The following is a 26,191-nucleotide window of genomic DNA, read 5'->3' as shown; positions in this document are numbered from 1 at the left end:
TAGCCGAATTATGCTTTAGCTGCAGATTCAGTAAAGAACTGCGGCAAATATTCCTTGTTGGCTTCGAGCATTTCATCCAGCATCTGAATCGCCACTTCGACCGAAGGGACCAAAGGATGATGGGCCAATGCCTGTATGGCCAATCCACGATCGCCGGTCACGGCAGCATCGATGGCGAGGCGCTCATAGGTTTTAACCGCATGGATCAGTCCAACTGCCATTGGAGGAACCTTGGTCAACGGCAGGGGCAGTGGACCGGTTTTGGTGACCACGCAGTTGACTTCAATGCTGGCATCGTCTGGCAGGAAATCAATGATACCTTGATTGGCTACGTTCAACGTCTGAATGTCATTCGTTCCGTTGTAGAGTGAGCGCATCAGGTTCACGGCTGCTTCGGAATAGAAGGCGCCGCCCCGCTGTTCCAGCTGTTTCGGTTTATCTTTCAGGTCCGGGTCATTGTAAAGTTCGAAAAGTTCTTCTTCGACGCGTTTAACCACTTCCGCACGGTTGCCGCCTTTTTGTAAGGATTCCAGCTGCTCTTCGAGCATGGCGTCGGTCATATAGAAATATTTCAAATAGTAGGAAGGCAGGGCATGCAGGGATTGCAGGAATTCCGGATTCCACTCCCGTGCAGGCACGTTCTTCGCGCTGTAACCGGCCGTATCGGACAGCATGTCATCCAGTTTGTCTTCTCCATTCACATCAATACGCGTAATCCAGTGGAGATGGTTCAGGCCAACAAACTCGGCATAGATGCGGTCCGCTTCTACGCCGTATTTGGCTGAGGTTTGCTTGATTAGGCCGATTGGTGCATTACAGAGACCAATGCTTTTAACGTTGGAATACTTCAGAATGGCTTCCGTGACCATACCCGCCGGATTCGTAAAGTTCAGCAGCCAGGCATTAGGAGCGAGTTCTTCAATATCACGGCAGATATCAAGCAGGACCGGAATCGTCCGCAGCGCCTTCATCATGCCTCCGGGACCAGTGGTTTCCTGACCGATCACGCCGTATTTCAGGGGAATGGATTCATCGCGGCCACGGGCGTCAAGCATACCGACACGCATTTGAGTGCTGACGAAGTCCGCACCCTTGATGGCTTCGCGGCGGTCGAACGTCAAATGTACTTCAATCGGCAGACCCGATTTCTCCACCATGCGTTTGGCCAAGTTGCCGACAATATTCAGTTTGCGCTGTCCCGGCTCAATATCTACTAGCCACAGCTCTCGTACAGGAAGCTCGGCATGGTGAAGGATGAACCCCTCAACGAGCTCCGGAGTATAGGAAGATCCACCACCGATTACCGCTATTTTCAGTCCTTGTTCATATGCCATTTTACACACTCCAGTCTTTTATGAATTTTTTGTGATGACAGTGTTTATAGACGTTTATCTTGTTGTTTGCTTAATATGTTCGAAGTCACGGAAGGCCCGCATTTTGTTATATACATCCTGGCTTACCGCATGTCCGGCCGCATCCATAGCAGACCATAAGGCACCGACAACAGGCTCGGTGGCCAACGTTACGATGGTCGCATTTGGAGCGATGGTTGCAACAGTCTGTTCAATTTTGCTACGTAACCAGCCGCGATCTCCCCTTGTTAGCAGACTTCCTGCCAGTATAACGTCAAAGGCGTCCTTTTCCATTCCAAGTTTGTGGATAACCGCAGCCGCTGATTTGCCAAGCTCTACGCCTTGACGGTTCAGAATTTCCAGAGCTACAGCATCGTCCTCTGCGGCAGCTTCAAATAGCAGCTTTGCTACATGGACAGGCACATGCTTGCCGTGATCCTGAAAGTCATCGAACATGTCGTTGACACTGTCATATCCAAGGAAGTTCAGCAGCAGGGGAGTTAGGAGCGTTGGCTGCTCACGGCCGTCCCAAGAACGGATGACAGAGCGGAACACCTCAATATTGAGGGAACCGCCACCGCCGAAATCACCGTACATATAATCAAAACCGCCGACCTGTATATGTTCTCCTGCCGGATTGCGGCCTGCGGAGTTGGTGCCTGTGCCGCAGATCAGCGCGACCCCGTAAGGCCGGTTCGTACCTGCGCGCAGACCGATCATCGTGTCACAGTTAATCGAGTAGTTCTGGGTGAATCCGATTCCTTGAACCAGAGGGTGCAGGATTCGGTAATCTACCTCCCGATCTGCGCCTGCAAGTCCGAAATAGGCGTGCGAGATTTCATGAACCCGCAGTCCTGCTTCGTTTAGAGCTCCTTCTGCAGCTTCCCGTATGCTTTGTGCGGCCAAGGCGCGGTCAATCTGGTGATTGCCGTTGCCGCCCACGCCTTTGCCAAGCACATTGCCGAAGTCATCGGTCAGCAGGGCGTATGTTTTTGTTCCTCCCCCATCGATTCCCAAGTAGTAAGCCAATGGTCGTCACTCCTATATATAAGGTTATATTTTTTATCCGGTTGTACCTTTTGTTGGTGATCCAGTAGATTCTCTCACGATGAGTTCAGGATCGATCCTTACATTAGCCCCGCGTTTCATCGTACCGTCCATGCGTTTCAACAGCATATCCGCAGCGGCGACCCCAATGCGGTCGGCAGGCTGCCGGACCGTTGTCAGATGGGGGTGCAGCTTGGATGAAATATACTGATCGTCATAGCCGACGATAGCTACCTGTTCAGGCACCTTGATGCCTTCTTCCATGAGGGCGTTCACGACCCCAAGCGCGATATGATCATCGCCCGCGAACACCGCGGAAGGCAGGCGTCCCTCACGCAGCCATTTGCGGCAGATGTCATAACCAAAATCGATTTCGAAATCGCCCGTGATCATTTCAAATGGAGCCAGATCTTTTTCCTTAAGTGCCTGCAGGAAACCGCTGCGACGCTCTCTCGTACTGCGGAACATGTTTTGTCCGCTTAAGTGCGCGATGGAGGTATGGCCGAGATCAAGCAGATGCTTCGTAGCGGCATAGCCACCTTTGTAGTTATCGATCGTTACCGAAAAAGTATCATTCTCCGGCTTCTGATTGTCGATTAGGACATAAGGAATATTGCGCCGCTTCAGTTCCACGATGTAGTTATCCTCTTCCATCGGCGAGAGCAGAATAAGTCCGTCTACCCGGTCCTCCTGGATCAGGTAATGGGTTTCATCGGAGCCAATGCCGGTAGAGACCGAAACGGCCAGAAAATAGCCGTGAAGTGCAAGCACTTCGTTCAGCTCTTTAACGACGGTGTCGAAGAAGGAATCCTGAAGAGTGGTCATGATCAAGCCGACGATTCCTGTCTTACCGCGAGCTAAACTCCGCGCAGCAGCGTTGGGATGGTAATCGAGCTCCTTGATGGCTTCCAGAACCTTTTGCCTATTTTTCTCTCGCACGGATTCGGCACCGTTTAAGACGCGTGAGACCGTTACGACGGACAGCCCTGATTTCTTTGCAACATCAAATATACTAACCTTCATTGTTTATTCTCCTTGCGGCAGATTTTCCGTACTTTATATTGACTTAACAATAGTATACATGTACGGAGGCTTAGCCGCGAAGCTAATTTGATAGATGCACCGCCCCTTGCAGGACGGCACAATGTCTAGCGTTAACGTTTGATAATTTCCATGACCTTTTTCTGAATCGTCGGCATCACTTCTTCAACGGTGTTGTGTCCGGTATCGATCGGCTGCATCTCATTAATGAACATGTCGTTGATCTGAGAATAGTGGGTGATCAGGTGGTTATAGGATTCAAAGCCGTATTTCACAGCGCCTTCGTAAACCTTCTTCACATCTGCCGCATCGATGCCATCAAAATGCTTGTAATAGGTTTCGGCTGCCTTCGTATTCACTGGAGGGTTACCACCGCTCAGGTCGATGGATTTTTCCTGAATTTCGTCGCTGACCAGATACTTGATCCATTCAAAAGCTTCCTTCGGATGTTTGGAGCCCTTCAGAATCAAGAGCGGATCGACGAACAGCACGCTGCGGACCTTGTCATTGCCGCCGGCAGGCACTGCAGCCACGCCAACCTTGAAAGGAAAGTCATTGGAGCCCGCAAGGCTCCATGAGCCGCTGACGGTCATACCCACCTTGCCGGTTACGAACGCATCGCCGTTTTGCCCCGCTACGCTTTTGCTCCATTCCGTTGTCGGAGACACTTTATCTTTTAAGATCAGGTTGAACAGCTTGTTATAAGCTGCGATGACTTCAGGCGAATCAAAATAAGTCTCGGATGGTACGCCGCCGTTGGTCCAGGTATCCTGGGAGTAGGGTTCAGCTCCGAAATAGAGCGGGCGCATATCGCGCTCGGACCATGTGAAGTCAACGCCATATTGAGTTTTAGCAATATCATTGGATACATGCGTCATTTTCTTCGCGTCTTCGACCATTTTGTCAAACGTCCAGCTCTTGTCCTCGTAATCGCTTGGAGGATAAGCAACGTTAGCAGCATCGAACATGTCTTTGTTGTAGAGCATCAGAGAGACGTACATGTTGACCGGAATACCGTAGAGTTGGTCTTTGACGGTGTAGATTTTCATAAGATCATCCGGGATGTTGTAGTCGGACGCCTTAAATCCGTCTTCCTTAATAATGTCGTTCATATCAAGCAGCATGTCTTTGTTATAATACTCTGCAAAACCGCCGTATCCATAATGGCTTGTGACGTCAGGCGATTTGCCCCCGGCAATCAGCGTTTGAAGTTTACTGTCGAACTGCTCGTAAGGAGCTTTCTCGATTTTCACCTTAATATTCGGATGTTGGGCTTCGAAATCCGGAACGAGCTTTTCGATAAAAGTGCGATCCTCGGAATCGATGGTGTAGTGCGTTATGGTTACTTGCCCACCTGAGTTAGCGCTATCGCCATCGTTACCAGGTACGACATCTCCCGCTGATTTGCCGCCGCTACAGCCGGACAAAGCCAATACGACGAGCATGCTGGTCGCAAGCAAAAGTGTAAAAGACTTTTTGATCCTTATCGTTTTCATGAATTACAGTCCCCCATATATTCAAGTTTTTTGCCGCCCCTGCGGCGGAGTCTTTACTTGATGCCTGTAAGTACAATTCCTTCCACAAACCGCTTCTGGGCTATCGCAAACAGGGTCACGATCGGCAGCATGGCGAGTACGGAGGCGACCATGAGCAGATGCCACGGCGGAATTCGAAAACGCGAAGATGTGAAGGAAGACATACCGACCGGAAGCGTAAACTTATCCGATGAGCTTAAATAGAGCACAGGTGTCAAAAGGTCATTCCAGCTGTAGATGAAGGCAAAGATCGCAACGGTTGCAAGTGCTGGACCAGACAGAGGCAAAGCAATCTGTCGCCACATCCGGAACTCGCTGCAGCCATCGATACGTCCGGCGTCAAACAGCTCATCCGGCAGCGTGGTAAAGAACTGTCGCAGCAAAAAGATGTTGTATGCTGAACCGAAAAACGCAGGGACAATCAGCGGCAGGAAGGTATCGATCCAGTTCAGCTTGGAAAAGAGAATGAACTGTGGGATCATAATCGCTGGATATGGAAGCATCATGGTGCTGAGCATGAGCATGAACCACAAGTTGCTACCCTTGCCCCGATATCTGGCGAAGCCATAGCCTGCAAGCGCCGACGAAAACAGGGTGCCGACAACAGTCAAAATGCCGATAATGAGACTGTTCATATACATTTGACCGAAGTTCAGCGTGTCGAAAATTTCTCTGTAGTTACTCCACTGCCAGGACTCCGGCAGAAAGGTCGGAGGAAACGTCAGCAGTTCCTTCTTCGATTTCAGTGAGGTAGAGACCATGAAAAACAAAGGGAGGAGCATGAGAAAGGTGGTGACCACCAGGGCAATGAAGCTGGCAATGCTAACCGCATCGATTTTGCGCCGGCGTTTATTCACAGAAGGTGAAGCCCCTGGGCCGGCAGTCGGAATCGTACTCATTTGCGTCCGCCTCCTTCATAGTGAACATAACGGTTCGAGAGTTTGATAATAAGCGCCGTAAACGCCATGACGACGATCAGCAGTACCCAAGCGAGTGCCGAGGAGTAGCCCGCTCTGTATTCCTTGAAGGCGCTGGTGTACAGGTTGTAAACGTAGAACCAGGTCGAGTAGTTTGGACCCCCTTGGGTCATTACATACGCCTGCGTAAATACTTGGAAGGAATCAATGACGCCCATAATCAGTTGGAACAAAAGTACCGGTGAAATCATGGGCAGCGTTACGTTCAGGAAAATCCGGAAACGTCCCGCACCGTCAAGCTTGGCGGCTTCCACGAGGCTTGAAGGAACGCCCTGAAGTCCCGCAAGGAACAAAATCATGCCTGAGCCCACCGTCCAGAAGGACATAATCATCAGAGCGTAAAGCGCATAATCGGGGCTCATGAGCCAAGCTGGGCCGCTAATGCCGAACCAGGACAGCACGTAATTGAACAGACCGATCGATGGATTGAAAATCCAGTACCATAGCAAGGACATGGCGACGCCGGATACCATGCTCGGAAAATACATGGCCGTGCGGAAAAATCCGCGAAACGGTATTTTCGCATTGAGCAGGAGAGCAAATCCCAGTGCCAGCAGCAGCTGGATCGGTACACTGATAAATGTATAGCGTACCGTTACGACAACAGATTTCCAAAATAGGTCATTTTGAAACATTTCTTTGTAATTCGCGAGTCCGACATATTTCGGCGGGTGGATAATGTCATAGTCCGTGAAGCTGTAATAAAGGGATGACAGAATCGGATACAAGGCAAACACGAAGAAACCGATAAGCCATGGAGAGATGAAGAGGTACATGTAAAATGTCTGCCGCCGGCTTTCGCGATGGGTCACATAAACACCAACCTTTCTATTTGATATAAAGTTATAACGCTTTAACTTTCGTAGTTGAGTTTCCCCGAAATTAAAAGGTTTCATGTGATGTTATGTAATTGAAAGTTAAAGTGCTTTAACTTTATTATCCGGACTGATGAGATTATCATAGTGGATGGTTTCTCAATTATCAACCCTTTTTTTGGATGTTTGTAAGCGCTACCTTCATTGGTGCTTCGGAAGTTCTTTCAAAACGCCTGATAAAGGCTGATTTAGAAAGGCTTTTTGGGGGGAATCAAGCCCTCGAAAATTCACGAAACTTCTTGGAAGAAATTTTCGCAAAATGATCGGGTAACTTTGTTCGAAAAACTAGAAATGGCCGGCGCCAATCATTCAGCAACCTTTCAGTTGAATTTAACGTTCCTATCGTCTGGATGGGATATAGTGGAACCAAGAAAGAGGAGGAGATCAACAATGAATATTTCTTCAGCAGCAAGTTCCACGACATCCTACATATCCACGTCTTCATCCAGTTCGAACAGCACAAGTGAGTTGGAAAAACAAAAGACGAAGCTTGAGGCCGAATTGGAGAAAGTGCAATCCAGCAAGGACGATGATAAAACCAAGGAGACCAAAACGAAGCAGCTGCAGCAGCAAATCAAGCAAATCGAAGCTCAAATCTCGCAGCAAAGCTCCCAGAGCAGCGGGACAACCGGAACCAAAGAAGCGCCGCCGGCCAAACCACCAACGAATGGTATGCAAGCAGCATCACCGCAAGAAATTGCAAATGCAACGACGGACAGCAATGGCCGATTTGATATTCGGGTATAAGAAGGAATACAGAACTTAATTTAAAACCGAATATAAAATAATTTAAACCAACGAGCTAATCGATAAGTTGGAGCTGATTGGCTCAACTAAAAGACCTGCCTGATCTCTATAGATCAAGCAGGTCTTTTGGTTGTTCACATGTTTTATTCAATCGTTAAACCGTTTATACGTTCTGAGATGGCTCTTTTTTTATAGTACATGCCGATAGTCACCAGAACCACCATCTCGGATAGCGGAACGGCAAGCCAAACGCCAGTAACACCGAAGAATGAAGGGAGGATCGCAATCAAAGCAACCATAATAATCATCTCGCGTGCAGCTGTAATCCAGATGGCCATTTTGGCATTTCCGACAGATTGAAAGTACGTGCTCATGACAAAGTTAATACCCATGAACAAGTATGCAAAAGTAAATATTCGCAAACCGTACACGGCGTTATCCGTCACGCTGGCACTGAAGTTCCCGAAGATTTGCACAAAATAAGGTGCGCCCAGTTGTACAACGAGTAATAGCAGGACCCCACATGCCAGAGCCGTTCTGGAGGCTAAACGAATGGTCTGTTTTTCCCGATCCATCTGTTTGGCTCCGTGATAATAACTGACCAAAGGTTGGGCAGCGGAGGCTAGACCGAGAAATGCGAGCAGTACAACACCATGAATATAGTTCAAGACTGTAAAAGATGCCACGCCATCCGTGCCCGCAATCCGATCCAGTGAGATGTTGTGAGAGATGGAGAAGACGGACATGCCTAGTTCAGCAAGGAAGCTTGGAAACCCAATGAGTACAATAGAAGCCAGCAGTTTGGTATTCCATTTGAAGCGAGTGAATTTGAGATTATTATTTTTCCTGAAAAAGTGAGTCAGCAACACAAGAAGCGCCAGAGATGCCGATACAATTGTACCAATCGCGACGCCGCGAACGCCCCATTCCAGTACGTATAACGTTATATAGTTAAGCACAATATTAGCTACCGCAAATGTAATCTGAGCATACATGGATGTATTGGGATTGCCGTCGTTACGAACAAAAATCGTGAGTGCATTCTCAATGGTGAAGACAAAACCGAACAAGAGCATAATATTCATATAGTCTGCAGCAAACGGGAATGTTTCAGTATTGGCACCAAGGGCCAAAACAAGCTTATCTCTGAAAGTATATGCCGTATATCCGATAACCATTGTAATCAGCAAAATAATCGTAATGGATTTGGTGAAGATTTGTTTCGCTGTCGTGAAGTCCTTCTTACCCATATAGGTGGAATACAAGGTTGCCCCGCCCATTCCGATCCATAGCGACATAGCTACAAAAAGCGTATAGACAGGAGATGCAATCCCGATTCCCGCCAACGCTGTAGAACCCAGTTTGTGTCCAACCATAATGCCGTCGATAATAAAATTGAAAGCGATAACGAGCATCCCTAATATGGAAGGCACGAGGTAGCTTACAAATGCCTTACCTACAGATTGCCTTTCTAATGGATGCGTCCAATTTGTGTTCATGATGACCTCCGTTAGTATACTGAATGTTCGTTCTATATTATATTATACTGAACGTTCGTTCTGTATAATAACATGCCGAGAATTTGGTTGGCAACTTTTCCAAAAGATGATCGTTTATATGGTAGAGTTAATAGAGCATCTTTTATGACACGGGAGGGAGTCTCTTTATGAAGCAAAACAAATATGATGAAGCTGAGTTTTTCGGCAATTACAGTCAGATGGCTCGATCTACCCAAGGGTTGGAGGCTGCTGGCGAGTGGCATGAACTGCAAACGATGCTGCCTGAATTAAAGGGCAAGAACGTATTGGATCTGGGGTGCGGCTTTGGTTGGCACTGTCGATATGCACGTGAGCAACACGCTAGTTCTGTGGTTGGCGTGGATTTGTCTGAAAATATGTTGCAACGTGCACGCGAGATGACGGATGATCCTCAGATCGAGTACCAGCGTATGGCGATTGAGGATATTGATTTTGCACCCGGACAATTTGATGTAGTGATCAGCTCACTGGCTTTGCATTATATCGAGCGTCTGGATCAGGTATACGCCAAAATCAATGCATGTCTTGTTCAAGGAGGTACGTTTGTCTTGTCTGCGGAACATCCCATCTTCACGGCGCGGGCGGAGCAGGACTGGCATTATGGAGCTCAAGGTGAAATACTGCATTGGCCTGTGGATCATTATCAAGAGGAAGGGCAGCGGGTAGCGAACTTTCTGAATCAGGACGTGGTGAAATATCATCGGACGATGGCGACTCATCTGAATGAATTGATTCAAGCTGGTTTTGTCATTCAACAGGTAGCCGAGTCCAAGCCATCTCCTGAGATGATGGAGCAGGTTCCCGGTATGCGAGACGAGAATCGTCGACCGATGTTTCTGATGATTGCCGCGGCTAAGGCTTGAGCAGCAGCTTCGGCATCAAAATGAAGTTTATGGGTTTTATACTCGATAGACCAGCGCGTTCAGTACATCTGGACTTTGCTGGTTTATTTTATTTTGTAGGAGAGGGAGAAGAAATAAACCGTTTGGGAACCAAATCCGAATGGACGTAGTCTTATTAAGTGAGGTGAACATCAGTTGGACTATCAATATCTGGCACACGCTCAGACGATCGACAATTACACACTTAGCAGCATGATGGATGAGTACGGGAACGATGTATGGAACTACGCGTACTTTCTGACCAAAAGTACCGAGCAGGCAGATGAATTGTCACAGGAGGTGTTTATCCGGGCATATTCTGGGATCGCCCATTTTCGGGGGGAATGCTCATTGAAGACATGGCTGCTGACCATTACTAGGAACACAACATTTACATACCGGAAATCCAGATTTTTTCGCAGCAGTTTATGGGGAGAGACACTGCCACTCCCCACGGAACAGGTGAATACGAGCATGGGTGAGATGAAGCCTGAAAAATGGGTTCACCCCTCTGCCGAAGCCGAGGCGATCAGCAGGGAGCACGTTCATGAAATCTGGGACATCATCATGGCTCTGCCGGACAAATTCCGGGAATTGCTTTTGCTGCATCTGAAGTATGAGCTTACAACGGGTGAAATTGCGGAAATGCTGGGCATCAGCGCAGGAACGGTCAAATCGCGACTGTCCAGAGCGAAGGCCAAAGTACGGAAACAGTGGGAGGAGCGAAGTGAATGAAACATATGGATGACGAATGGGAAAAAGTAGTCAAACAGGAGCCGTTTGCGGAGTCTCCTTTTACCGAGGAGCATAAGCAGAACGTACTTCGCCAGGTAGCCTGGCTCAAATCGGGATCTGCACAAACAATGAGTGATGCTGGGGATAAGTCCGCCGAGCAAAACACCCTGCCCAATCAACACAGACGCCGTCTTCGCTCCCGCAGAGCTGTTATTGCGTGCACGACGATTGCAGCCGTGGCAGCGGCGGTCATTCTTTGGAACGGACAGATTGTGGAGCCTGTAATTGAAAAAGTATATCCCACAGCAGCGCTGCAATATACGGATGATGCCGGCATGAGCCTGCTCACTGACAAGATGAAAAAGAATGTAGCCGTCACGATGCGAGACTATCTTGGCAAACAATTACGTATAACCAAAGTGCAGGACCTGCCTGTCTCTGGAAGAGTTTCTGTCGAGGCTGGAAAAGAAGGCGATGCAGAATATGCGTTGATCTGGCTTGATGCGGCAACAGGCAATCTACGTGAGGTACAGATGAGAAGGGAGATGGCAGCTAATGAGCTGGAGCATCGTTATTTGCGTCAAGTACCGTCACTGCTTGAAGGCATAAACAGTGACCCTACGCTAAAACCGATCTCAGCCAGACGTTATGTGAAAATGAAGCAGGGTCAGGAAAAACCGGTATGGTTCACTACATTGTTTTTGGAGAATAGTAGGGGCAGTGGCAGTATCGAATGGACAAGGGATGAAGCAGTATCCGTTTCTGGTAGTGTGAGTTCAGATACTGTATCACAAGATTTAATAACAGAAGCCAGAATGTCGATTGAAGCCTTGTCTGGTGAGCCCGTACCTGATTTGAAAGATATAATATTTAAACAAAATGACAAGAAGCTTGAAGATACAACGGACCTATATTTTGGAGATCGGTACTTAGTAAGAGAAATTGGTGGGAGATTTAGTAATGAATACACTGTAATGGATTTCCAGAGGGGGATTCCAGAGTTTGAAACTGAGGAAGAGTATGGGCTTTACTTTGAGAAGTTACGTAACATGAAGGAAAGTGTAATCAGGCAGAATGCAGCACCAATAATCAAACAGATGTTCAATATCGATCTTGATAAATATAAACTAAAAAGAGACCCTAACACGCTTGGAATGGTCACATTCAGTTCAGCAGAGACAAAGATCTACAATACTTTTAAGGTTCGATATGAAGACGATGCACGGATCACAATGATTACAAGAATTGACCTCTAGGCCTGACACATATGGTACAATTAAATTAATATATGGATGGAGCATAAGGAGCATAACGATGAAATATTTGGTGAGTTCATGTCTTGCTGGCGTAGCCTGCCGTTACAACGGAACAGCGAGTCTGGATGCAAAGATTCAGGAGCTTGTGGAGCAGGAACAGGCAAAGATGGTCTGCCCGGAGCTGCTTGGAGGGTTTTCCACCCCGCGGGAGCCAGCTGAAATTATCGGCGGTACGGGTAAGGATGTGCTGGCAGGTACAGCCAAGGTGATTGAGAAGAGTGGCAATGACGTCACGGATCTGTACATTAAAGGAGCCTATCAGACACTTGAATGGGCGCAAAAACTGGATGTCACCTGTGTGGTGCTTAAAGAATTCAGTCCTTCCTGCGGTACACAGATGATCTACGATGGTAACTTTGCCAACCACAAAGTCGTGGGCGAAGGGGTTACTTCTGCTTTGCTGCGGCAAGAGGGATTTACGGTTATCTCGGAAAATGAGTTCATGGAACAGTTATAATTGTCGTAATCACAATAATCTCTGATACGAATTACAGGTAAGTCGCCTTGGGGAGCAGCAGATCCATGGCGACTTGTTTTTTTGTTACAACAGGGCATGCACTTGATTATCGAAAAAACCTTGCTAGAAATAATAGTTACTTTTATATACCAAGAAACATTATTGTGCGTACTTTTATATTTTGATTATAAACTCTAAAATAATACTCAGGTATTCAAGTTCAGACCATAAACAGGAACATAAACAAGAAAAGGATGTGCAGATCATATGGAATTCTCGGCAAAAGCCATTACGAAAGAAAACATTTTGAACGCTTACTATTTTCGGCATGCAACCAAACAGTTTGATGCTTCACGTATCATTTCGGCAGAAGATTTTGAGTTTATTCTAGAAACGGGACGGTTGTCGCCAAGCTCAATTGGTTTGGAACCATGGAAATTTCTGATTGTGCAGAACCCGGACTTCCGTAAGCGTCTGTCCGAAGTTTCTTCCGGGGCTCAGAAACAATTGGCGAAGGCAAGCCATTTTATTGTCATTCTGGCGCGGTCTGAGGCGAGTTATAACTCGTCTTACGCGGAATATATGCTGAAAGAAATCAAGGGCATGCCGGATGACGTATTTGAGCTGACCCGTGAAGCTTATGGCAAATTTCAAAAGAACCAACGAATGCTTGAGAACCCGCGTACTTTATTTGACTGGGCGTCCAAACAGACCTACATCGCTCTCGGTAATATGATGACTGCGGCAGCGCTGATTGGTATCGATTCCTGCCCAATTGAAGGGTTTAGATATGAAGACGTACATCGTATTCTGGAAGAGGAAGGTTTGCTTGAGGATGGACAATGGGATGTTTCCGTCATGGCAGCCTTCGGTTATCGGGCGGAAGATCCGCCACGCGAGAAATCCCGTCAGCCTTTGGATAAAATCACGCAGTGGATTGATTAAGCTTATCAGTCCATGCTGGAACAAGTAAAAGAAACGGTCAACACCAAGTTCTAAACGTATACACATGTATTTATTGGCAGGCCGGTTCGTTCGTTGAATCGGTCTGTTTGGTTTGCAAAATGAAAGAAAGGCGGTATAATCTTACCCATGGAACCTATACTCATATTCAAAGCATTATCCAACGAGACACGTCGACAGATTCTGTTGTGGCTCAAAAACCCGGAGCAACACTTTCCACCGCTGGAGTTATCCCAGCATCCGGATGCAGGAAAGAGCGGCATATGTGTTGGAACGATTCAGGTGAAGGCCGGACTGGCTCAATCCGTCATATCCAGCTATCTGCTGACTATGCTCAAAGCCGGGTTGCTGATCTCCGAGCGTAGGGGACAGTGGACGTATTATCGCCGCAACGAAGAAACCATTCGTCAATTTGCCGAGTACGTACAGCACGAGCTATAAGCCGGACGCCGAGACGGAAGCAAGAATGCAGGTGCAGGCGGGTATTCCGTCCGGATGTAAACGGCTAGAGGAGCAGCTCTGTCACATCATTTTTTTGCGCTTTTACATCTATATATCTGGATATACAAAAATAAAAATATGAACAAAGAGGAGAACTTTCTATTATGTCTACCGAAAACACAGCTTCATCCCATAAAAAACTTATTAACGACGTTAAATTGTCCATACTGGATTTGGCTCCTGTCGTAGTAGGTGCCACACCTGCGGATGCGCTTCGCAACAGTCTGGATCTTGCTCAGCACGCCGAGCGTTGGGGATATCACCGTTACTGGGTAGCGGAACACCACAACATGCCGGGCATCGCTTCTTCCGCGACCTCGGTTGTCATTGGTTACCTTGCAGGTGGAACGAAGACCATTCGTCTCGGATCAGGCGGAATCATGCTGCCTAACCATGCGCCGCTTGTTATTGCCGAACAGTTTGGCACGTTAGAGTCACTGTATCCAGGCCGTATTGACCTTGGGCTGGGCCGTGCACCGGGAAGTGACCGACGTACGTCTCTTGCTTTGCGTAAAGACCTGAACAGTGGTGAAGATTTCCCCGAATTGCTGGCTGAACTTAGAGCATACTTCGATGCTTCTGCTACATCGTATCACGCGCCTGTTCGCGCTGTACCCGGTGAAGGGTTGAATATCCCGATTTACCTGCTCGGCTCCAGTGATTTCAGTGCTCGTCTCGCCGGACAGCTGGGATTGCCGTTTGCTTTTGCCAGCCACTTCTCACCGGATTACACCCGGATTGCACTTGAAACGTATCGGAGCAGCTTCCAACCATCCGATTACTTGAAGGAACCCCATGTTATTGTGGGTGTAAATGCTGTCGTGGCGGATACCGACGAAGAAGCAGCATGGCTTGGCACAACGATGCAGCAGCAGTTCTTGAATATTATTCGTGGCACAACCGGATTGGTGCAGCCACCAGCCGATATGGAAGGCAAATGGACAGATCGTGAGAAAGCTGGTGTAGAGCAGACGCTAAAAGCAGCTGTGAACGGTTCTCCAGAGACCGTGCGTGGTCAACTGGAATCATTTATTGCTCAGACCCAGGCGGATGAGCTGATTATTACGTCGATGATCTATGATCATCAGGCACGCCTGCACTCGTATGAGCTGATCGCTCAACTGGCGGGAAAAGCATAAACAAAAGCATAAACTCAACAGCGGACGTGAACAAAAGGCTCGCATGCCGCTGACATATTAACGGTTTGTCTCTTCGGAGGCGAGCCGTTTTTTGGTAGGGAAATTATTCAAAGGAGTTGTATGGGGCAGAAGGTTCTTTTTAGGGTAAAATGAACTTACCGGTCTAATTTGAAACGGTTAAACAGCGCCATACGTATAAACTCAATGTGTTATACATATGTTGGCTTGTACAAGCAACTTTATGCGCAGTCAAGAAACATGCAGGTTTACAGCTTATGCTTTTGATAAAGGATACATAAGAGAGGAAGACACGCCTATGGAGCAACCCGAGCAACCCCGCATTTGGCCGGATCGGTTTAAGCGATTTTTTTTGAATAATAAGTTTGTCCTTTTTCTGTTAATTCTGCTGCTGGTAGGACTGAACGTGATGGTTCTTACCAAAGTATCCTTTGTTTTGCACCCGCTCGCGGTGCTGATCAAGACGATTGTGCTGCCGATTATTCTGTCGGGTATTCTCTATTACCTGCTGAATCCGATTGTGGATGTCATGGAGAAATGGAAAATCAAACGTGGCTGGTCCATTCTGATCTTATATCTGGCTATCGGGGGCATCCTGACAGTCGTGGTACTGGCGGTAATTCCGGTCGTACGTAACCAGATTACGAGTCTGATTGAAAATTTCCCAACGTACAGTGAGACGGTCAAACAGCAGTTTGAGCAGCTTACGGGCAGCAAGCTGTTCGGTCAGTTCCAGGAGACAGTCAATTTGAATTCTCAGGACTGGTGGGGCACGATTTCCCAGAAAGCCACTGACATTCTGAACTCGACCTGGAACAAATTGGGCGGATTCCTCGGAGCGTTCACCGAGACGGTGCTGTCCATTGTAACGGTTCCGTTTATCCTGTTCTATCTGCTGAAAGACGGCAAGAAGCTTCCATCGAAAATTCTGTCTTTCCTGCCAATCAAGAGTCGTACAGGTGCAATGCATGTGCTGGAAGATATCAATCACCAGATCAGTTCGTTCATTCGTGGACAGATTATCGTTAGCTTCTGCATCGGTATTCTGCTCTACATCGGTTATATGATTATTGGTCTGGACTATGCGCTGATTCTTGCGATTATCGCATCGTTCACGAGTGTTGTACCGTATCTGGGACCTGCGATTGCGATTACGCCTGCGTTGATTGTTGCTCTGGTCACTTCCCCGGTGATGCTGCTGAAGATGGTAGCGGTGTGGACGATCGTGCAATTAATTGAGGGTAAATTCATCTCACCTCAGATTATGGGCAAAACGCTCAAAATTCACCCCATCACGATTATCTTTGTCATTCTGACTTCAGGTAATCTGTTCGGTGTAGTGGGCATTCTGCTGGCTGTTCCGGGATACGCAGTGCTGAAAGTATGTGTGTCGCATATCTTCAACTGGTTCAAGGAACGATCCGGTCTGTATGATCCGAAAAATAACAATCTACTGTAACCGAAGTGGGCAAGCCCGTAGCTAGAGCATGATAAACTTCTTTTTCTGGCAAAACGGTGCCCTAATTCAACAGAACCCCCGTCCATCGGCTAACAGCCGAGAGGCGGGGGTTTTGTTGTGTGAACAGGCTGGCTGATGCCTAGCCATGTTTAATATGCTGAAGCGTCTGCAGGAAAATCTGCTCAATGTGTGTATCATCCAGAGAATAATACACGGTCTTGCCTTCTTTGCGCCGCTTGACAATCCGCATGTTGCGGAGTGATCGCAGCTGGTGCGAAATGGCCGACTGTCCCATATCGAGCAGCACCGTCAGATCATGAACACATAATTCCTTCTGCAACAGTGCATCAATAATACGAAGCCGTGTCGGGTCACTGAAAGCCTTGAACCAATCAGCCATCTCGGAAGAGGTCTCGCGATCCATGAGAGAAGCACGAATGGTCTGCACGTCAGCCTCTGTTCCAGAGCAGGCCGCGTCGCAATCGGCTGGAGCTTTAACCGGTTGTTCCATTTCCTATCACCACCTATATTAACTCAACCTTTGATTTGATCAAATGTTCTTCGATAAGCCTATTATATCCAAAAAACGTCTAAAGCGAAATGATTACTATTAGCATATTCTGTATGAAAAATCAACCGGAATTGTTGACACTCATGTTTAAGCGTGCATATAATAGGGTTAACAAAACATATGAATGATTGCTCATATATTGATTTTAACGTAAAAATTACGAATAATAATATTGATTTACGTACTGCAAAGGGGAGAGTTCACATGGGAACCGGACAGGAACAGGTGAAAAGGGAACTGCTGCTGGATGGATTGGATTGCGCGAACTGCGCATTGAAGATTGAGAATGGCGTCAAAAAAATTAAAGGCATTTCCGATTGCTCAGTCAATTTTGTGACCAAAACCTTATCCATGCACACCACATCCGATATGGATGAGCAGGTGGTGGAAGAAGCGAAGCGCAAAGTACTTCGGCTGGAGCCGCATATTCGTATTTCGGAAAAAGGTAAATCATCACAAGGCAGTCGTAGTTCTGCAGATTCAATAAACCAAGCTAACGGCAATGTGCACGCACATGCAGGTAGCGGAGCTCACACGCATGAGCATACTCCGAGTGGGCACGATCATGCTGGTCACTCCCATGACCATGACCACGGTCATCATCACGGAGCCCAAGATCACACGCATGATCATGGAAGTCATGCCGGACATGATCACGGTCATGCGGACGGTCACGATCATGACGATGCGCATGCCGGACACTCACATGAACATGGCGCTGGGCAGACGAAGGTGCTGCTGGCACGCCTGGCGGTAGGCTCCATTTTGGTAGCAGCCGCGATCTGGTCTCCGCTGGAAGGCTGGGCACAGCTTGCACTCTATGTTGTCGCTTATCTGATCGCAGGGGGAGATATCGTTCTCCAGGCGTTCAAAAATATTATTCGCGGTCAGGTATTCGATGAATACTTCCTGATGTCCGTGGCTACCATCGGTGCGTTTGCCATTGGTCAATACCCCGAAGGTGTTGCGGTTATGCTCTTCTATCAGCTCGGTGAGCTGTTTCAGGGGCTGGCGGTTAATCGGTCAAGGAAGTCGATCCAGTCGCTTATGGATATTCGCCCGGACTATGCGAATATGCTGATTGGTGCAGGAGACGAGACCAAGCGGGTGTCGCCGGAAGAAGTACGTATTGGAGATCGCATTTTGGTTAAAGCGGGTGAGCGAGTACCTCTGGACGGGATTGTTAAGGCAGGTCGTTCCATGGTGGACACTTCCGCTCTGACAGGTGAGTCAGTTCCGCGTGAACTGGAACCCGGTAGTGATGTACTGAGTGGATTCGTGAACAAAAACGGGATGTTGACTATCGAAGTAACAAAAACTTTTGGTGAATCCACGGTATCCAAAATTCTGGACCTAGTGCAGAATGCGAGTAGCCGCAAAGCCAAAACAGAACATTTTATTAGCAAATTCGCCCGTTATTATACACCGGTTGTCGTCATTCTCGCCGCGTTGATTGCGCTCGTTCCACCATTGGTGCTCAGTGGTGCGACATTTGCCGATTGGATCTATCGTGCACTGGTCTTCCTCGTGATCTCTTGTCCGTGTGCGCTGGTCGTTTCCATTCCGCTTGGTTTTTTCGGCGGTATCGGAGCTGCCTCGCGTAACGGTATTCTCATCAAAGGAAGTAACTACCTTGAAGCCTTGAACGATGTCAAAGTCGTTGTTTTCGATAAAACGGGTACACTAACTAAAGGTGTTTTCAAAGTAACAGCTATTCGCCCTGAAGGTGGGCGTAACGAAGATGAATTGATGGAGCTTGCTGCAATTGCCGAGGCTCATTCCAATCATCCGATTGCTGAATCCATTCGCGCAGCTTGGGCAAAAGATATCCGGACCCAAGGTGTGGATGATTACGATGAGGTTGCAGGGCATGGCATCAAGGTCAGTGTGGATGGACGTGAAGTACTTGCTGGTAACGCCAAATTGATGGAACAGGTAGGTATCTCCTACACGACTCCACAAACCGTAGGCACAGTGGTGCACGTTGCCGAATCGGGTTCGTATGTGGGTCACCTGATCATTGCCGATGAGGTTAAGGATGATGCAGCGGCAGCCATTCAGGCACTCAAGAAGCTCGATATCCGCAAAACAGTGATGCTGACAGGGGATGCCAAGGCTGTTGGTGAAGCTGTAGGGCGTGAGCTGGGTGTCGATGAAGTATACGCTGAGCTGCTGCCACAGCATAAAGTCGAACAGTTGGAGCGTCTCGAAGCTGCCAAATCACCGAAGGAGAAAATGGTGTTTGTCGGTGACGGTATTAATGATACCCCGGTGCTGGCTCGTGCCGATGTTGGTGTAGCGATGGGTGGGCTTGGTTCAGATGCCGCGATTGAAGCGGCAGACGTTGTCATCATGACGGATGAACCATCCAGACTGGCAAGTGCGATCCGGATTGCAAAACGGACACGAACCATTGTCTGGCAAAATATCGGTTTTGCGTTGGGTGTCAAAGCGATCTTCCTGCTACTGGGTGTGTTCGGCATTGCCACCATGTGGGAAGCGGTATTCTCTGATGTAGGAGTGACCGTGCTTGCTGTCCTGAACGCTATGCGTGTACTGCGGGTGAAGGACATCTAAGTTTTACGAAACGATCCGGACGGCTCTTCGTATATACGTAGAGCCGTTTTTTTGTTTTATTATCTGTGGTGTATTTTTAATGGAGTTAGGGGAGAACATTGTGGCAGGAGCAGTAGTTGGGATTATTTGCGGAGTGTGCTATTTCATTCTGGGATTAATGGTGTACAAAAAGCCGCCGAAAAGGATTAATGGCGTATATGGTTATCGTACTCCGCGAGCAATGAGTCATCCTGAGTTATGGGAAGAAGCGCAACGTTATAGCGCCAATCTGATGATGCAGTTTGGTGTGATTATTACGGTATTCGGCATAATCGGTTTTTGGCTTACGGATGTACGAGCTTTGGTTCTAAGTCTTGTGGCTATAGGATTCTATACATTCAGGCTGTTTACCAGAGTCGAAGGCCGTTTGAAGCAAATGCAGCGTGTCCAGCAACAGGAACAGAAGGAGCAAGGCGCTTAGAGACACAATATGAAATCGCACCTGAACGAAGATCCGCGCGAGCGGATCTTTTTTGCATCCTATAGAGGCGAAGGATAACAGAGAACTGCTTTTAACAACATATTGTAAAAATTACCACTGCAATAATTTATCCTTGTTTGAGACATACTACATATTCAAGTCCAAAATCTAACGTTGACGTTAACGTTAATAATATATATAATTATGTACATAACATTATAGACATATTAAAGTGAGGTGAAGGAAATGAGTTTATATAAAATCGATGACGTAGCCAAGGAATGTGGTTTGACCAAGCGTACCATTCGGTATTACGAAGAGATCGGTGTTATGCCTTCACCTCAGCGGACGGACGGTGGCACACGATTATACACCCGGGAAGATATCGATTATCTCAAAAAGGTGGTTCGGGCGAAGGAAGTTCTTGGTTTCTCGCTTCAGGAGCTACATACCTATGTGGCAACGGCGGATGCGCTGAACGAACAGCGTTTTGACTACCAACAGACCACTGAGGTGAGAGAACGGATCGAGAAGCTCACCAAGATGGAAACGACGTTGGATGACCAGCTGCAACTGATCGAGCAGAAACTTCAGAGTATTCACGCCGTTCAGGAGGAACTTGAGGAATTACGTGAACGGGTTCAGAACGGCATTCGACGATTAGAAGGGCACGAGAATGACACATAATTAGTATTTCACGATAAGCACCGGGAGATCCGGTGTCATTTGTGCCGTTTTCTTTCCTATATTTCTGAAAAAAAATGAGCATTTCATTGTTTTTCAAAATTTATTTCACAACATAAATCATGAACCAGGAGGAATTACGTATGAAAAGAGAACCCTCATTACCTGACGAATTGCCGTCATCCCGTGGAGGTCTGTTATCCCAGCCCAGAGCAGTATGGGCAGTAGCCTTCGCCTGTATTATCTCCTTTATGGGTCTGGGATTGGTTGACCCGATTCTGCCTGCGATTGCCGATCAGCTGCATGCATCCAAAAGCCAAGTATCTTTATTGTTTACAAGTTATAACGCGGTTACCGGGGTAGCCATGCTGATTACAGGTGTTGTATCCAGCCGGATTGGTGTGAAGTGGACACTGCTCAGCGGGATTTTGCTGATCATTGTTTTCTCTTTCCTCGGAGGAACCTCTGACACTGTAGGTGCGCTCGTCGGTTACCGTGGTGGTTGGGGACTAGGGAATGCCCTGTTCATCGCAACTGCATTATCCGCTATTGTAGGACTGTCCACTTCGGGGACAGCCAAAGCGATTATTTTATACGAAGCAGCGCTTGGTCTGGGGATTGCCGTTGGTCCATTGCTCGGTGGTGAACTGGGTTCCATCTCATGGCGTGGCCCGTTCTATGGTGTAGCTGTTCTGATGGCGATTGCTTTTATCAGTATTACGTTTATGCTGCCTAAGATGGCCAAACCGAAAACGCGTAGTTCCTTGTCCGATCCGTTCAAAGCTCTGGGTTATCCTTCACTGAAAACATTGGCGATCACGGCCTTCCTGTATAACTTTGGTTTCTTTACCTTGATGGCTTACTCACCTTATGTCATGAATCTGGATGAACACGGACTTGGTTATGTATTCTTCGGTTGGGGTTTGATGCTGGCCATTACGTCTGTCTTTGTCGCACCAAGACTGCAACGACGATTCGGATCGGTTCCTTCCATGAGCGTTATGCTGACCCTGTTCGCCATTGATCTGCTGGTAATGGCGGTGGGTACGGTAATGGGATCATCCACAACAGTTATTGTGGCCGTTATCGTTGCCGGGATTTTCCTCGGGATCAACAACACATTGATTACAACGGCAGTTATGGAAGCTGCCCCAGTGGAACGTTCTGTGGCCTCGGCTGCATACAGCTTTGTCCGGTTCCTTGGAGGTGCGCTGGCACCTTGGCTTGCTGGTAAATTGTCCGAGTGGTTCCTGCCGGAGACACCGTTTTATTTTGGCGCATTGATGGTTCTGATCGGGGTCGTTGTGCTTCTGGTACGCCGCAGACATCTGCGCGATATCGATGCTGCCATTACGCATTAATGAACAGGAGGAATGTAAAATGCTGAAACGAATATTGGTTGCTGTCGATGGGTCGGATCATGCACACAAGGCTTTGGAGCAAGCTGTTGATCTGGCAGAAAGTTTGAAACAACCGGCTTCCTTGATGATCGTACATGTTAATCCTTCGATCTCGCTAAATGAGCCCGCACTGGGTGTGGATCTGGAAGCACGGATCGCAGAAGAAGGACAGCATATTATACAACCTGTTAATGAATTGTTAGCCGCTCGTTCTGTTCATTATGAAACGTTGCTGATAGCTGGTGATACCGTGAATGAGATCTGCCGTGTAGCGAAGGATAGAGACTGTGATCTCATTGTGATGGGGACGGCGGGGAAAAGCATGCTCGCTGAGATCGTCGTGGGCAGTGTCAGCCACGGAGTTTTGAAACATGCAGCATGTCCCGTAATGACTGTGAAATAGTGGTATGACTTTCTTGTGTTGATGATGCTAAAGTGGTGTATAAATAGGTATGGGAAAACGCTGCGTTAAACATGAATGGAGGATACAACTATGAAAAAACAACATCTGTTCATCGGGGGCAAGCCCACCGAATCAGTAGACTATATAGCACTTCAGGCACCATACTCGAAAGAAACACTGGCAGACGTATCCTCGGCGACAGCTGAGGAAGTGGAAGCGGCGATTGCCGCCGCAGTTCAGGCGGGCAAAGAGATGCGCAGAATGCCTGCCCATCAGCGTGCAGACATCCTTTACAAGCTGTCCACCCTGCTGGAAGAACGGAAGGAAGAAGCAGCACGGATCATTGCACTGGAGGCAGCAAAGCCGATTACTGCGGCACTTGCCGAGGTTGACCGTACGGTGGAAACGTATCGTTTCGCCGCAGAGGAAGCTAAGCGGCTCACCGGAGAGACGGTTCCCATGGACGCAGCCAAAGGCGGTGAAGGACGCGTAGGCTACACGATGCGGCAGCCTTTGGGTGTTATTGGAGCCATTACGCCGTTTAATTTTCCGATGAACCTGGTGGCTCACAAAGTAGGACCGGCGCTGGCAGCAGGCAATACGATTGTGTTGAAACCTGCGGAGCAGACACCGCTGTCTTCGTATTATATTGCCAATTTGCTTCAGGAAGCGGGATTACCGGATGGCGCATTGAATGTAGTGAGCGGTGACGGCAAAACGATTGGTGATGTACTTGTAGAGCATCCTGACGTGGCCCATATTACGTTTACAGGCAGCCCGGCTGTAGGCACCAGCATTCGCAGCAAAGCCGGACTGAAACGCGTCACATTGGAGCTAGGGTCCAATGCAGCCGTCATTATAGACGCGGATGCCAATTTGGACAAGGTGGTACCGAGATGTGTGACCGGAGCTTTTACTTACCAAGGTCAGGTATGTATCTCGCTACAGCGGATATATGTGCACAGCGCTATCGCGGATGAGTTCATTCGTCGTTTTGCTGAAGCGGCCCAAAAAGTCGTGGTTGGAGACCCGTTGAATCCAGATACCGTTGTGTCTGCGCTCATCACATCCAAAGATGTACAGCGTACGCTGGATTGGATCGATGAAGCGAAGCAGGCAGGCGCTGAGGTGGCAACAGGCGGCGAAGCCGAGGGCGGCGTATTACGTCCAACGGTGCTTGTTAACGTTCCGCGGGATGCCAAGGTGTCTTGTCAGGAGGTCTTTGCCCCGATCGTTGTCATTAATACGGTGGATTCGGTTGAAGAAGGCATCGAGCAAGTGAATGATTCCATCTACGGGCTTCAGGCGGGTGTGTTTACCAATGATATTCATACTGCATTGCATGCAGCGGACCACATCGAAGCAGGCGGCGTGATGATTAACGATATTCCCACTTTCCGTGTGGATCATATGCCTTATGGTGGTGTGAAGCAGAGCGGGATGGGACGTGAAGGTGTTAAATATGCTGTAGAGGAAATGACGGAATTGAAGTTTGTCATGTTTAACAAGAATTAAATATCCACTCCTAGGACGAGCGGATATTCGAGATAAAATAGAACAAGATGATCCTGTGCCCGAGTTAGGGGTGCGGGATTTTTTTCTTTTCTACATTCAGCCCTTACCGTAAAAAAATACATAGCCTTTCTTTATTAACCCCGGGTTCACATCTGATGAGGAGGGTATAAATACTTATCATACCGCAAATGTACCAATTAGATGCCGTTCATATCACCGAAGCATTGTGTATCCATCCAGAGAAATGAACGGATTACGGGGGTACAGAATTGTTGGAAGTCTTATAATATCTCACTTAAATTAAAATAAAATGCAGTATGAACAAGCCTGAACCTAGGAGTTACAGGCCAGACAGGAGGTGTATTCAAATGGCATATTCCATGGTTGATGTATCCGGGATGTCCGGTGTAAGTCTGAGTGAATTGGGACAGTATGCGGAGACAGGTCTGCTGAATCCAGCCTTCGTTGGTCAAGACGAGGATATCTACTATGAGAAGCCGGAGCTGCTGAGACTACAGCAGATTCTGTTCTGTAAAGAAGTAGGCATGGAGGAGGAGGAGATCGGCCCCATGCTCAGGGATACTCCCCGTGACATGATCCGTATTATGCAGCAGCATCGGCTCGAGATGCTGGAGAAGGCACTTCATCTGCACGGAATGATTCAAACACTGGATAAAACCATCTCCTACTTACGTGGAGAGCAGGAACTGGATGAGTACGAACTGTACGCCGGGTTTTCCAACAAGGGGCGTCACCAGCTTCTAAATGAACCGACCTCTGACCAAGCGTCAAAAAATGACTATTCTGAACGGATGCAGACAGAGGACAGTCAGAAGTACAACGCCAATTCACCGGAGCAATCCACAATGCCTGATGGGCAGGAGATGAAGTCGAAGGAAGATTTTCTCGATTCACAGGCGAAGATTGACCGGATTCACTTGGACTTGCAGGGCGCTATTGAGGATGGGTTAGAACCCGGCAGCTCGGAAGTACAGCAGATTATTGGAAGACACCTGGATTGGATCAAGGATTATTACACCCCAACAGCAGAGATTTACCGGGATTTGGCCAATCTGTACGTCGAGCACAAAAATTTTCGTCAGATGTATGATGGCTACCACCCCAAGCTGGCCGAGTTTTTGCGAGATGGGATGATGATTAAAGCGGAACAGGATTTATCCTAGATGCATAAAGTATCTTGGGCGAGCAGAACATGGGTGTGAAGAAAAATAATCATAACAAAGAGCGCAGATCCTCTAGGAGGAGTGCGCTCTTTGTTATTGCATATCATCGTAAGGTCGTTAAACCCTCCATCGGCTTAAGTTGGTATTTCAGGCAGTTAGGATAATTCCAGCTGCTCTGTAATTAGGCTTACCGCCTTTTCCAGGAAGACGCGGTCTTCATCGTCAAAACGGTTTTTGATCGGGCTGTCGATGTCGAGCACCCCGTACAATTCGCCGTTTTTGATAATGGGTACAACGATTTCACTGTTCGATGCGGCATCACAGGCGATATGGCCTGGAAAGGCATGAACATCTTCAACGACCATTGTACGCCGTTCCGCAGCAGAAGTGCCGCATACTCCGCGTCCAAGTGGAATACGGATGCAGGCAGGCAGTCCCTGGAATGGACCGAGTACAAGTTCTTTTCCATCATACAGATAGAATCCGACCCAATTGGTGTCGGTCATAAATACATTGAGCAACGCCGCAGCGTTTGCCAGATTGGCAATAGCGCTAGGTTCATCGCGGATCAGAGCACTTAACTGTCCCAGGACGGCGGTTTGCTGCTCGCTTCGTGTTCCTTCATAAGAAACAGCTTGAAACATGATGAATCACCCTCCCGAGCAAAAATGGTACTTATTTTCAAGATAGTGCAGAGCCTGCGGTTAGTCAAGCGGAGGATTTCGGAAAGGGCAGGTCAGGCATGAATATTCCTCCTGTTTCTCATCTTCCTGGGTGGGGTAAATACTTAGCAACCACGGCGGGCTACAACCCGGG

At 47.9% G+C, this 26,191-nt stretch carries 25 protein-coding genes; 16 read left to right on the top strand and 9 right to left on the bottom strand.

The annotated features are described in order from the left end of the window. Nucleotides 1-8: 8 nt before the first annotated feature. The 6 genes from AC4PM4_RS22360 to AC4PM4_RS22335 form a co-directional block, all read right to left on the bottom strand. Nucleotides 9-1,334 carry a 6-phospho-beta-glucosidase gene (locus AC4PM4_RS22360; protein WP_269053845.1) on the bottom strand — a complete coding sequence of 442 codons (1,326 nt, stop codon included), beginning with the start codon at nucleotides 1,332-1,334 and terminating at the stop codon, nucleotides 9-11. Nucleotides 1,335-1,388: 54 nt separating this feature from the next. Continuing rightward, nucleotides 1,389-2,381: an N-acetylglucosamine kinase gene (locus AC4PM4_RS22355; RefSeq protein ID WP_491614610.1), complete on the bottom strand. Its 993-nt coding sequence runs from the start codon at nucleotides 2,379-2,381 to the stop codon at nucleotides 1,389-1,391. A gap of 33 nt (nucleotides 2,382-2,414) precedes the next feature. Next, complete coding sequence (locus AC4PM4_RS22350) at nucleotides 2,415-3,422, bottom strand: LacI family DNA-binding transcriptional regulator (RefSeq protein WP_063567785.1); 1,008 nt, start codon at nucleotides 3,420-3,422, stop codon at nucleotides 2,415-2,417. A 131-nt stretch (nucleotides 3,423-3,553) separates the two neighbouring features. Continuing rightward, nucleotides 3,554-4,936 carry an ABC transporter substrate-binding protein gene (locus AC4PM4_RS22345; RefSeq protein ID WP_491614609.1) on the bottom strand — a complete coding sequence of 461 codons (1,383 nt, stop codon included), beginning with the start codon at nucleotides 4,934-4,936 and terminating at the stop codon, nucleotides 3,554-3,556. A gap of 53 nt (nucleotides 4,937-4,989) precedes the next feature. After that, nucleotides 4,990-5,874, bottom strand: a complete 885-nt coding sequence (locus AC4PM4_RS22340; protein ID WP_063567787.1) for a carbohydrate ABC transporter permease — start codon at nucleotides 5,872-5,874, stop codon at nucleotides 4,990-4,992. Continuing rightward, nucleotides 5,871-6,728, bottom strand: a complete 858-nt coding sequence (locus AC4PM4_RS22335; RefSeq protein ID WP_063567788.1) for a carbohydrate ABC transporter permease — start codon at nucleotides 6,726-6,728, stop codon at nucleotides 5,871-5,873. The genes AC4PM4_RS22340 and AC4PM4_RS22335 overlap by 4 nt, the downstream gene beginning before the upstream one ends. A 489-nt stretch (nucleotides 6,729-7,217) precedes the next feature. Here AC4PM4_RS22335 and AC4PM4_RS22330 point away from each other — a divergent pair, with 489 nt between their 5' ends. Further along, nucleotides 7,218-7,574, top strand: coding sequence for a FlxA-like family protein (locus AC4PM4_RS22330; protein ID WP_090953963.1), 357 nt, complete (start codon nucleotides 7,218-7,220; stop codon nucleotides 7,572-7,574). Nucleotides 7,575-7,717: 143 nt separating this feature from the next. On the opposite strand, the gene AC4PM4_RS22325 is transcribed toward AC4PM4_RS22330, so the two are convergent. Further along, on the bottom strand, nucleotides 7,718-9,073 hold the full coding sequence (locus AC4PM4_RS22325) for an MATE family efflux transporter (RefSeq protein ID WP_491614608.1): 1,356 nt from the start codon (nucleotides 9,071-9,073) through the stop codon (nucleotides 7,718-7,720). A 167-nt stretch (nucleotides 9,074-9,240) separates the two neighbouring features. On the opposite strand from AC4PM4_RS22325, the gene AC4PM4_RS22320 reads away from it, so the two are divergent. From AC4PM4_RS22320 to AC4PM4_RS22285, 8 genes are all read left to right on the top strand, one after another. After that, nucleotides 9,241-9,975 (top strand): class I SAM-dependent methyltransferase, encoded by a 735-nt coding sequence (locus AC4PM4_RS22320; protein ID WP_491614607.1) that lies wholly within the window; start codon nucleotides 9,241-9,243, stop codon nucleotides 9,973-9,975. 174 nt (nucleotides 9,976-10,149) lie between these two features. Continuing rightward, nucleotides 10,150-10,728 (top strand): RNA polymerase sigma factor, encoded by a 579-nt coding sequence (locus AC4PM4_RS22315; RefSeq protein WP_090810307.1) that lies wholly within the window; start codon nucleotides 10,150-10,152, stop codon nucleotides 10,726-10,728. Beyond that, entirely contained in the window at nucleotides 10,725-11,984 is a 1,260-nt protein-coding gene (locus tag AC4PM4_RS22310; protein WP_491614606.1) for a hypothetical protein, read from the top strand. The genes AC4PM4_RS22315 and AC4PM4_RS22310 overlap by 4 nt, the downstream gene beginning before the upstream one ends. 58 nt (nucleotides 11,985-12,042) lie before the next feature. Further along, complete coding sequence (locus AC4PM4_RS22305) at nucleotides 12,043-12,501, top strand: 2-thiouracil desulfurase family protein (protein ID WP_063567797.1); 459 nt, start codon at nucleotides 12,043-12,045, stop codon at nucleotides 12,499-12,501. A 267-nt stretch (nucleotides 12,502-12,768) separates the two neighbouring features. Next, the gene (locus tag AC4PM4_RS22300; protein WP_090810311.1) at nucleotides 12,769-13,446 is read left to right on the top strand and encodes an NAD(P)H-dependent oxidoreductase; all 678 of its coding nucleotides are present in this window, start codon (nucleotides 12,769-12,771) and stop codon (nucleotides 13,444-13,446) included. 147 nt (nucleotides 13,447-13,593) lie between these two features. Continuing rightward, nucleotides 13,594-13,905 carry an ArsR/SmtB family transcription factor gene (locus tag AC4PM4_RS22295; protein ID WP_063567799.1) on the top strand — a complete coding sequence of 104 codons (312 nt, stop codon included), beginning with the start codon at nucleotides 13,594-13,596 and terminating at the stop codon, nucleotides 13,903-13,905. A gap of 164 nt (nucleotides 13,906-14,069) precedes the next feature. Then, nucleotides 14,070-15,104 carry an LLM class flavin-dependent oxidoreductase gene (locus tag AC4PM4_RS22290; RefSeq protein ID WP_063567800.1) on the top strand — a complete coding sequence of 345 codons (1,035 nt, stop codon included), beginning with the start codon at nucleotides 14,070-14,072 and terminating at the stop codon, nucleotides 15,102-15,104. Between the two features lie 316 nt (nucleotides 15,105-15,420). Then, nucleotides 15,421-16,581 carry an AI-2E family transporter gene (locus tag AC4PM4_RS22285; RefSeq protein WP_063567801.1) on the top strand — a complete coding sequence of 387 codons (1,161 nt, stop codon included), beginning with the start codon at nucleotides 15,421-15,423 and terminating at the stop codon, nucleotides 16,579-16,581. A 139-nt stretch (nucleotides 16,582-16,720) separates the two neighbouring features. Here the strand turns inward: AC4PM4_RS22285 and AC4PM4_RS22280 are convergent, their stop codons facing one another. After that, entirely contained in the window at nucleotides 16,721-17,092 is a 372-nt protein-coding gene (locus AC4PM4_RS22280; RefSeq protein ID WP_064642445.1) for an ArsR/SmtB family transcription factor, read from the bottom strand. Between the two features lie 264 nt (nucleotides 17,093-17,356). On the opposite strand from AC4PM4_RS22280, the gene AC4PM4_RS22275 reads away from it, so the two are divergent. From AC4PM4_RS22275 to AC4PM4_RS22245, 7 genes are all read left to right on the top strand, one after another. Continuing rightward, the gene (locus AC4PM4_RS22275) at nucleotides 17,357-19,729 is read left to right on the top strand and encodes a heavy metal translocating P-type ATPase (protein ID WP_491614605.1); all 2,373 of its coding nucleotides are present in this window, start codon (nucleotides 17,357-17,359) and stop codon (nucleotides 19,727-19,729) included. Between the two features lie 100 nt (nucleotides 19,730-19,829). Beyond that, the gene (locus AC4PM4_RS22270; RefSeq protein ID WP_161490650.1) at nucleotides 19,830-20,189 is read left to right on the top strand and encodes an SdpI family protein; all 360 of its coding nucleotides are present in this window, start codon (nucleotides 19,830-19,832) and stop codon (nucleotides 20,187-20,189) included. Nucleotides 20,190-20,435: 246 nt separating this feature from the next. Continuing rightward, nucleotides 20,436-20,876, top strand: coding sequence for a helix-turn-helix domain-containing protein (locus AC4PM4_RS22265; RefSeq protein WP_090999248.1), 441 nt, complete (start codon nucleotides 20,436-20,438; stop codon nucleotides 20,874-20,876). A gap of 140 nt (nucleotides 20,877-21,016) precedes the next feature. Then, nucleotides 21,017-22,234 (top strand): MFS transporter, encoded by a 1,218-nt coding sequence (locus AC4PM4_RS22260; RefSeq protein ID WP_072734865.1) that lies wholly within the window; start codon nucleotides 21,017-21,019, stop codon nucleotides 22,232-22,234. A gap of 19 nt (nucleotides 22,235-22,253) precedes the next feature. Continuing rightward, on the top strand, nucleotides 22,254-22,676 hold the full coding sequence (locus AC4PM4_RS22255; RefSeq protein ID WP_090810320.1) for a universal stress protein: 423 nt from the start codon (nucleotides 22,254-22,256) through the stop codon (nucleotides 22,674-22,676). Nucleotides 22,677-22,766: 90 nt separating this feature from the next. Continuing rightward, nucleotides 22,767-24,191, top strand: coding sequence for an aldehyde dehydrogenase family protein (locus tag AC4PM4_RS22250; protein ID WP_090810322.1), 1,425 nt, complete (start codon nucleotides 22,767-22,769; stop codon nucleotides 24,189-24,191). Between the two features lie 368 nt (nucleotides 24,192-24,559). Then, the gene (locus AC4PM4_RS22245; protein ID WP_063567809.1) at nucleotides 24,560-25,375 is read left to right on the top strand and encodes a MerR family transcriptional regulator; all 816 of its coding nucleotides are present in this window, start codon (nucleotides 24,560-24,562) and stop codon (nucleotides 25,373-25,375) included. A 155-nt stretch (nucleotides 25,376-25,530) separates the two neighbouring features. Here the strand turns inward: AC4PM4_RS22245 and AC4PM4_RS22240 are convergent, their stop codons facing one another. After that, entirely contained in the window at nucleotides 25,531-26,019 is a 489-nt protein-coding gene (locus tag AC4PM4_RS22240; protein ID WP_063567810.1) for a GAF domain-containing protein, read from the bottom strand. Nucleotides 26,020-26,191: the final 172 nt, after the last annotated feature.

The sequence above is a fragment of the Paenibacillus sp. MDV22-iso6 genome, assembly GCF_058408365.1.
Note: the sequence above shows the minus strand (reverse complement) of the source record. Positions and strands in the feature narration are given on the sequence as shown.

Excerpts from the sequence above, each read along its gene's own strand:
- AC4PM4_RS22360 (WP_269053845.1), bottom strand. The coding sequence starts at position 1,334 with ATGGCATATGAACAAGGACTGAAAATAGCGGTAATCGGTGGTGGATCT.
- AC4PM4_RS22350 (WP_063567785.1), bottom strand. The coding sequence starts at position 3,422 with ATGAAGGTTAGTATATTTGATGTTGCAAAGAAATCAGGGCTGTCCGTC.
- AC4PM4_RS22345 (WP_491614609.1), bottom strand. The coding sequence starts at position 4,936 with ATGAAAACGATAAGGATCAAAAAGTCTTTTACACTTTTGCTTGCGACC.
- AC4PM4_RS22340 (WP_063567787.1), bottom strand. The coding sequence starts at position 5,874 with ATGAGTACGATTCCGACTGCCGGCCCAGGGGCTTCACCTTCTGTGAAT.
- AC4PM4_RS22335 (WP_063567788.1), bottom strand. The coding sequence starts at position 6,728 with ATGTACCTCTTCATCTCTCCATGGCTTATCGGTTTCTTCGTGTTTGCC.
- AC4PM4_RS22330 (WP_090953963.1), top strand. The coding sequence starts at position 7,218 with ATGAATATTTCTTCAGCAGCAAGTTCCACGACATCCTACATATCCACG.
- AC4PM4_RS22325 (WP_491614608.1), bottom strand. The coding sequence starts at position 9,073 with ATGAACACAAATTGGACGCATCCATTAGAAAGGCAATCTGTAGGTAAG.
- AC4PM4_RS22320 (WP_491614607.1), top strand. The coding sequence starts at position 9,241 with ATGAAGCAAAACAAATATGATGAAGCTGAGTTTTTCGGCAATTACAGT.
- AC4PM4_RS22310 (WP_491614606.1), top strand. The coding sequence starts at position 10,725 with ATGAAACATATGGATGACGAATGGGAAAAAGTAGTCAAACAGGAGCCG.
- AC4PM4_RS22305 (WP_063567797.1), top strand. The coding sequence starts at position 12,043 with ATGAAATATTTGGTGAGTTCATGTCTTGCTGGCGTAGCCTGCCGTTAC.
- AC4PM4_RS22300 (WP_090810311.1), top strand. The coding sequence starts at position 12,769 with ATGGAATTCTCGGCAAAAGCCATTACGAAAGAAAACATTTTGAACGCT.
- AC4PM4_RS22295 (WP_063567799.1), top strand. The coding sequence starts at position 13,594 with ATGGAACCTATACTCATATTCAAAGCATTATCCAACGAGACACGTCGA.
- AC4PM4_RS22290 (WP_063567800.1), top strand. The coding sequence starts at position 14,070 with ATGTCTACCGAAAACACAGCTTCATCCCATAAAAAACTTATTAACGAC.
- AC4PM4_RS22285 (WP_063567801.1), top strand. The coding sequence starts at position 15,421 with ATGGAGCAACCCGAGCAACCCCGCATTTGGCCGGATCGGTTTAAGCGA.
- AC4PM4_RS22280 (WP_064642445.1), bottom strand. The coding sequence starts at position 17,092 with ATGGAACAACCGGTTAAAGCTCCAGCCGATTGCGACGCGGCCTGCTCT.
- AC4PM4_RS22275 (WP_491614605.1), top strand. The coding sequence starts at position 17,357 with ATGGGAACCGGACAGGAACAGGTGAAAAGGGAACTGCTGCTGGATGGA.
- AC4PM4_RS22265 (WP_090999248.1), top strand. The coding sequence starts at position 20,436 with ATGAGTTTATATAAAATCGATGACGTAGCCAAGGAATGTGGTTTGACC.
- AC4PM4_RS22260 (WP_072734865.1), top strand. The coding sequence starts at position 21,017 with ATGAAAAGAGAACCCTCATTACCTGACGAATTGCCGTCATCCCGTGGA.
- AC4PM4_RS22255 (WP_090810320.1), top strand. The coding sequence starts at position 22,254 with ATGCTGAAACGAATATTGGTTGCTGTCGATGGGTCGGATCATGCACAC.
- AC4PM4_RS22250 (WP_090810322.1), top strand. The coding sequence starts at position 22,767 with ATGAAAAAACAACATCTGTTCATCGGGGGCAAGCCCACCGAATCAGTA.
- AC4PM4_RS22245 (WP_063567809.1), top strand. The coding sequence starts at position 24,560 with ATGGCATATTCCATGGTTGATGTATCCGGGATGTCCGGTGTAAGTCTG.
- AC4PM4_RS22240 (WP_063567810.1), bottom strand. The coding sequence starts at position 26,019 with ATGTTTCAAGCTGTTTCTTATGAAGGAACACGAAGCGAGCAGCAAACC.